The organism is Aphanothece hegewaldii CCALA 016 (assembly GCF_003007785.1).
Lineage (GTDB): Bacteria > Cyanobacteriota > Cyanobacteriia > Cyanobacteriales > Microcystaceae > Chroococcus > Chroococcus hegewaldii.
In genome coordinates, this window is sequence record NZ_PXOH01000080.1 from 1 (window position 1) to 4,360 (window position 4,360).

Annotated in this window: 8 protein-coding genes; 3 read left to right on the forward strand and 5 right to left on the reverse strand. The window is 39.1% G+C overall.

All coding sequences use genetic code 11. From position 1 onward, the window contains the following. Nucleotides 1-44: 44 nt before the first annotated feature. From C7H19_RS24815 to C7H19_RS24830, 4 genes are all read right to left on the reverse strand, one after another. The gene (locus C7H19_RS24815; protein ID WP_106459582.1) at nucleotides 45-443 is read right to left on the reverse strand and encodes a nuclear transport factor 2 family protein; all 399 of its coding nucleotides are present in this window, start codon (nucleotides 441-443) and stop codon (nucleotides 45-47) included. A 133-nt stretch (nucleotides 444-576) separates the two neighbouring features. Then, nucleotides 577-1,089 (reverse strand): DUF1993 domain-containing protein, encoded by a 513-nt coding sequence (locus C7H19_RS24820; RefSeq protein WP_106459583.1) that lies wholly within the window; start codon nucleotides 1,087-1,089, stop codon nucleotides 577-579. Nucleotides 1,090-1,122: 33 nt separating this feature from the next. Next, the gene (locus C7H19_RS24825) at nucleotides 1,123-1,329 is read right to left on the reverse strand and encodes a hypothetical protein (RefSeq protein WP_245927789.1); all 207 of its coding nucleotides are present in this window, start codon (nucleotides 1,327-1,329) and stop codon (nucleotides 1,123-1,125) included. A 36-nt stretch (nucleotides 1,330-1,365) separates the two neighbouring features. Further along, entirely contained in the window at nucleotides 1,366-2,247 is an 882-nt protein-coding gene (locus tag C7H19_RS24830) for a mechanosensitive ion channel family protein (protein WP_106459584.1), read from the reverse strand. A 362-nt stretch (nucleotides 2,248-2,609) separates the two neighbouring features. On the opposite strand from C7H19_RS24830, the gene C7H19_RS24835 reads away from it, so the two are divergent. Continuing rightward, nucleotides 2,610-2,819, forward strand: coding sequence for a toxin-antitoxin system, antitoxin component, Xre family protein (locus C7H19_RS24835; protein ID WP_106459585.1), 210 nt, complete (start codon nucleotides 2,610-2,612; stop codon nucleotides 2,817-2,819). Then, entirely contained in the window at nucleotides 2,806-3,144 is a 339-nt protein-coding gene (locus C7H19_RS24840; protein WP_181280744.1) for a type II toxin-antitoxin system PemK/MazF family toxin, read from the forward strand. Before C7H19_RS24835 ends, C7H19_RS24840 begins: the two co-directional genes overlap by 14 nt. A gap of 158 nt (nucleotides 3,145-3,302) precedes the next feature. On the opposite strand, the gene C7H19_RS24845 is transcribed toward C7H19_RS24840, so the two are convergent. Then, on the reverse strand, nucleotides 3,303-3,446 hold the full coding sequence (locus C7H19_RS24845) for a molecular chaperone DnaJ (protein WP_106459587.1): 144 nt from the start codon (nucleotides 3,444-3,446) through the stop codon (nucleotides 3,303-3,305). Between the two features lie 420 nt (nucleotides 3,447-3,866). Here C7H19_RS24845 and C7H19_RS24850 point away from each other — a divergent pair, with 420 nt between their 5' ends. Beyond that, the gene (locus C7H19_RS24850) at nucleotides 3,867-4,289 is read left to right on the forward strand and encodes an alpha/beta fold hydrolase (protein WP_106459588.1); all 423 of its coding nucleotides are present in this window, start codon (nucleotides 3,867-3,869) and stop codon (nucleotides 4,287-4,289) included. Nucleotides 4,290-4,360 lie beyond the last annotated feature (71 nt).

The window sequence follows — 4,360 nt, forward strand, 5'->3', positions numbered from 1 at the left end:
TAGAGTTACCATTTCTAACTCCTTCTCTCCATCAGTTGTTTTTTCTATTTTACTTCCTTATCTAACAAAAGAGGGATCATTTCTTGAATTGTTTCAGTACCGCCAAGCTCGTAAACGCTGATCAAACCATTCTCAATGATAAAAATTTGCTCAATTGTTGCACGAAAGAGCAAATTGCCTTGCCAATCTCTGACGATTTGATGAGTGGTAACGACATTTCGATTGTTTTGATCCGTCTCAAACTTTAAGGTCTCAAGCTGCACTTGAATCACCTTAAATTGATTCGTCCAGTATTCGCGTACCGCGTCGCGTCCATAAACAAAACCGCCTTTTACTCCGTTGCCCCACTTCACGTCTGGGTGCATCACCGAAATGATTGTTTCGATTTCGCGTTTGTTAAAGGCATCGTATAAATTTTGTAAAAACTGTTGATTTTCCCTCATAATTATTCACCATACGATACGAATCTAGATTAAAACAAGAAAGCAGCACAACGTTTTGACTGAGCGACTGTAAGTAACTTTTGCAACACCACCAAGGTTTCTCCACAATCCGTTCCAGCCGATTTATTAGGCTTCATTCCGTTCTGATTAATGGTACCAAGTGCATCATGTAATCTCGTTTTCCAATTGGCACACCAGCCATGCGAAGAATGTCATAAGCCGTAACCATATGGAAGTAAAAGTTCGGAATTAAAAACTCATTGACATAGGCATGACCAGACAACTCAATGTAGAGGCTCTGCCCCTCGTAAATGCGCGTCATCTCAGCTAACTTGGCATCTTCAATATTAATACCCAAAAGAAGTTCCTTGGTGTTTGCGATGTGTTTATAAGCCTGTGCGAGAGATGTGACATCTGGCTCTAGATTATTCGCAGGTTGGCCATCACACCAGAGAGCAAAATTGCGTGGTTGATTGCAGGTGAAAGCAATTTGTGTACCGAGGGGAAACATATCAGCCGCAATACGCTTTTGAAGGAACGACTCATCATCACCAAAATGAGCTTGAGCCGACTTTAAAAGATGCTCAAGAGTCGCTAAACGGCTTTGAAAGAGGGTTCGGATTAAATCTACATTCTGATTTGGCATTGGCCGCTCACTCAAGACTCAACTCTATGTATCCTAGCTGTATCTAAGGTTCTGTTGCCAAAAAATTAAGCCACACTGATTCTCATATTTAGGATAAGCAGTGGCGTAGGTTTCACGAGTCACAAACCTCGTTGCACTAAGAACAGATGAACTTAAAGGTTCTAGTGTGGATGGTGCGATCGTGCGCTCGGACTGTGTATGAAAGAACTTGAATTTTCTTGCTTGGCATAATGAGGGCATTGAAGTGAGTTAATTTTAACTTAACTTTGAAATCGCTCATTTTCTGGGTGTAACCGTTGGTTGGTCATTTTGAAGCTGATCTTGTTCAAACCAATAAACCGTTTGAATGGGATATGGAATGCTAATTTTGTGACGTTCGCAGGATTGTTTGATTGCCATAATCATCCGTGTCTGCACTAAATTGGTATCTGCTTTCATCGGTTTAGTCCAGTAACGGATCACTAAGTTAATCGAACTCTCTCCAAATCCCACAACATCGACTAAAGGAAAAGGTTCTAAAAGTACCCCCTCGACTCTCGATGCCGTCTCTCGAAGAATCCGAATCGCTTCTTCTAAGGGAGTATGATAGTCGATGCCAAATGCTAGGTTGGTTCGGCGTTGAGGAAAAGCCGTTAAAACTTGAACTGGGCTAGTAAAAACAATCGCATTGGGGATGACGATGCGATGGCCCTGATAGGTACGGATTTGAGTTGAGCGAATCGCAATATCTTCAACAGTTCCTTCATAGTCTCCAATCTGGATCTGATCGCCGATTCGGAAGGGTTCTTGGATTAACAGCAAAATCCCTGCTAGGAAGTTCTTGAAGATATCCTGAAAAGCAAAACCGACGGCGACCGAACTCAGTCCCAGTAGACCGATTAGATCTCCAAGTCGAAGGTCGGGAAAAGCAATCACACAGGCGATCAGAATACCGATGAGCCATGCTGTAATGTAACTGGTCTGTACGAATAAAGAGCGTAGAGATAGACTCAGAGCCGTTCGGTTGCTCGCCAAAGCCACTCCACGTCGTACCCACTTAGCCATAAAAGCGGTTATTAACAAGACAATTGCCGCAAAAATCAGGGCAAAACCGACTCCAATACTCTGTCCGAGCAAATCGCCAATATTCTCTTGAATTCTTTGAATTAAGATGTCCATAAATTTCATCGTCGAAGAACTTACAAAAACGCATTCAGTCTAAAATAAAGGGCTATCTAATAGCTCTCAACCTATCCAAAGACTGAAATTTGAAGTGTTCTCTGCTTTTTCAAGCGTTTTTGCGTGAGGCGATGCAGTTATTGTTTTAAAAAAAAACCTAACTATAATCTGACGAATCGGCATTTTCAGCTTTTCTGTTTGAAAAAGATGAAAACTTGCTTAATATTTTCTTGAAAAACTAAACTAAGAGTTTTGGCAAAAGCGCAATTAAGAATTTTGCTGTCTGAGCTATTGTTGATTAATCTAAACTTACGAAAATGGTTTAAAATAATAAAATATCTCAGTTTTTTATCAAATTAATTATGAAAAATCATTATGCAGCCGAAAATAGACTTCTAGAAAAAGTTCAAAAACTCTCGGTTGAACAAATTCAGCAACTTGAACAATTTATTGATTCTTTAAATCAACAAGAGATAGAGCAGCCGTTAACAATTGTCTCAACTAAATTATCTGAACCTGTGTTTAGTCGAATTTGGAATAACCCTGAAGATGCAGTTTATGATAATTTATAATTTTGGAGATATTCTACTTGTTCCTTTTTCTTTTACCGATCAAAGCTCGAGCAAAAAAAGACCAGCCGTAGTTATCAGTTTAACTGCTTATAATCAACAGAAAGTAGACTTAATTATTATGGCCGTTACCAGTCAAGTTAGTTTAACCTTGAGTTTTGGTGAGTTACAAATTATAGATTTTTTAGCCGCAGGATTAGTTAAACCTTCAGTGATTAAACCTGTAATAACTACACTTGAAAAAAGTTTAGTGATTAAAAAATTAGGTCAATTGCAAAATGCTGACAAGCAAAATCTTAAAGGGATGATTCAAACAATTTTGGCTTAGTTATTTTTTAATTTAATAATACTAATATATTATTTAAAAGACAACTTGCTTGATTAAAAAACAAAAGCTGGGCGATGGAATAGATGTATTAAGTTTCATTACACAAAAGAAACTGCCTTGACTGAAGGGCGAAGATGGTTGGGAGTTAGCGATCGCTATTAATCTTCATCGTTTTGTTCTTTACTCACCCCTGTTCCAGAACAAAATACGCAGGTTTCTTCACGTTGTATTTCACCTGAACAGTCTCGTATTTCAATAAATCCTTTGCCTTTACAGTGATAGCAGGGAGAGCGATCAAGCATAATTATTGCGCTAGAGAATCAATAGAAAGTTAATTAATGATTTCATCTTACACGTCTAGATCTGTTCGCGCTCTTGTCTTTACCCTCAATATCCTACCATGTCTAGCTCACAGCCGCCGATTTGTACAAAGCACAAACCGTAAGGCAATATCGAACATAAGAGGGATCGCTATTGCTCTGAGCGAGTCGAAAAATCTTTCATCTACTCGGTTGCTTTTAAGTTAATTATGATTCAATCGGTAGTATTGTATAGCTAACGGGGTGACAAACACTCTATAAGCTGTACAAGTTAAAGCTTTCAGCCGATAGACCTTGAACAAAACTCATTGAGTCATGTCATCAAAAAACTGTTAGTTGAGGATAAAGAGAGGGGAACACTCAAAAGAGAGGTCAATCTTCTTAAAGTCAGAAAAAGCACTTATGAATTCCCTTCTCAAAAAATATAACATCCAAATTAGCGGAAATTTAGCCGCCAAAGAAACCTTAGTTTTTGCTCATGGATTTGGCAGCGAACAGACCGCTTGGCGTTGGGTCTTACCAGCTTTTCAAGAAAAGTATCGTCTGGTTTTATTCGACCTCATTGGTAGTAGCTACCTCAGTCGAGATGATTTCAACCTACAGCAATATCAGAGCCTGTGGGACTATGCCGAGGATTTAATTCAAATAGGCGATAGCTTAGAACTGGAACACTCCAGACTCATTGCTCATTCGGCTAGTTGCATGATTGGAGCCTTAGCCGCCCTGAAGCGTCCCACTCTGTGGAAAAGTTTGGTTTTTATCGGTGCTTCGCCTCGTTATCTTGATCAGGGAGATTATCTAGCGGTACTTAAACAAAAATATTAAGCAAAAAACTGTATAATAATTGCTATGATTGATTTTTAGGTTGAGGCATAAAGATGAAAGAGACAACACCC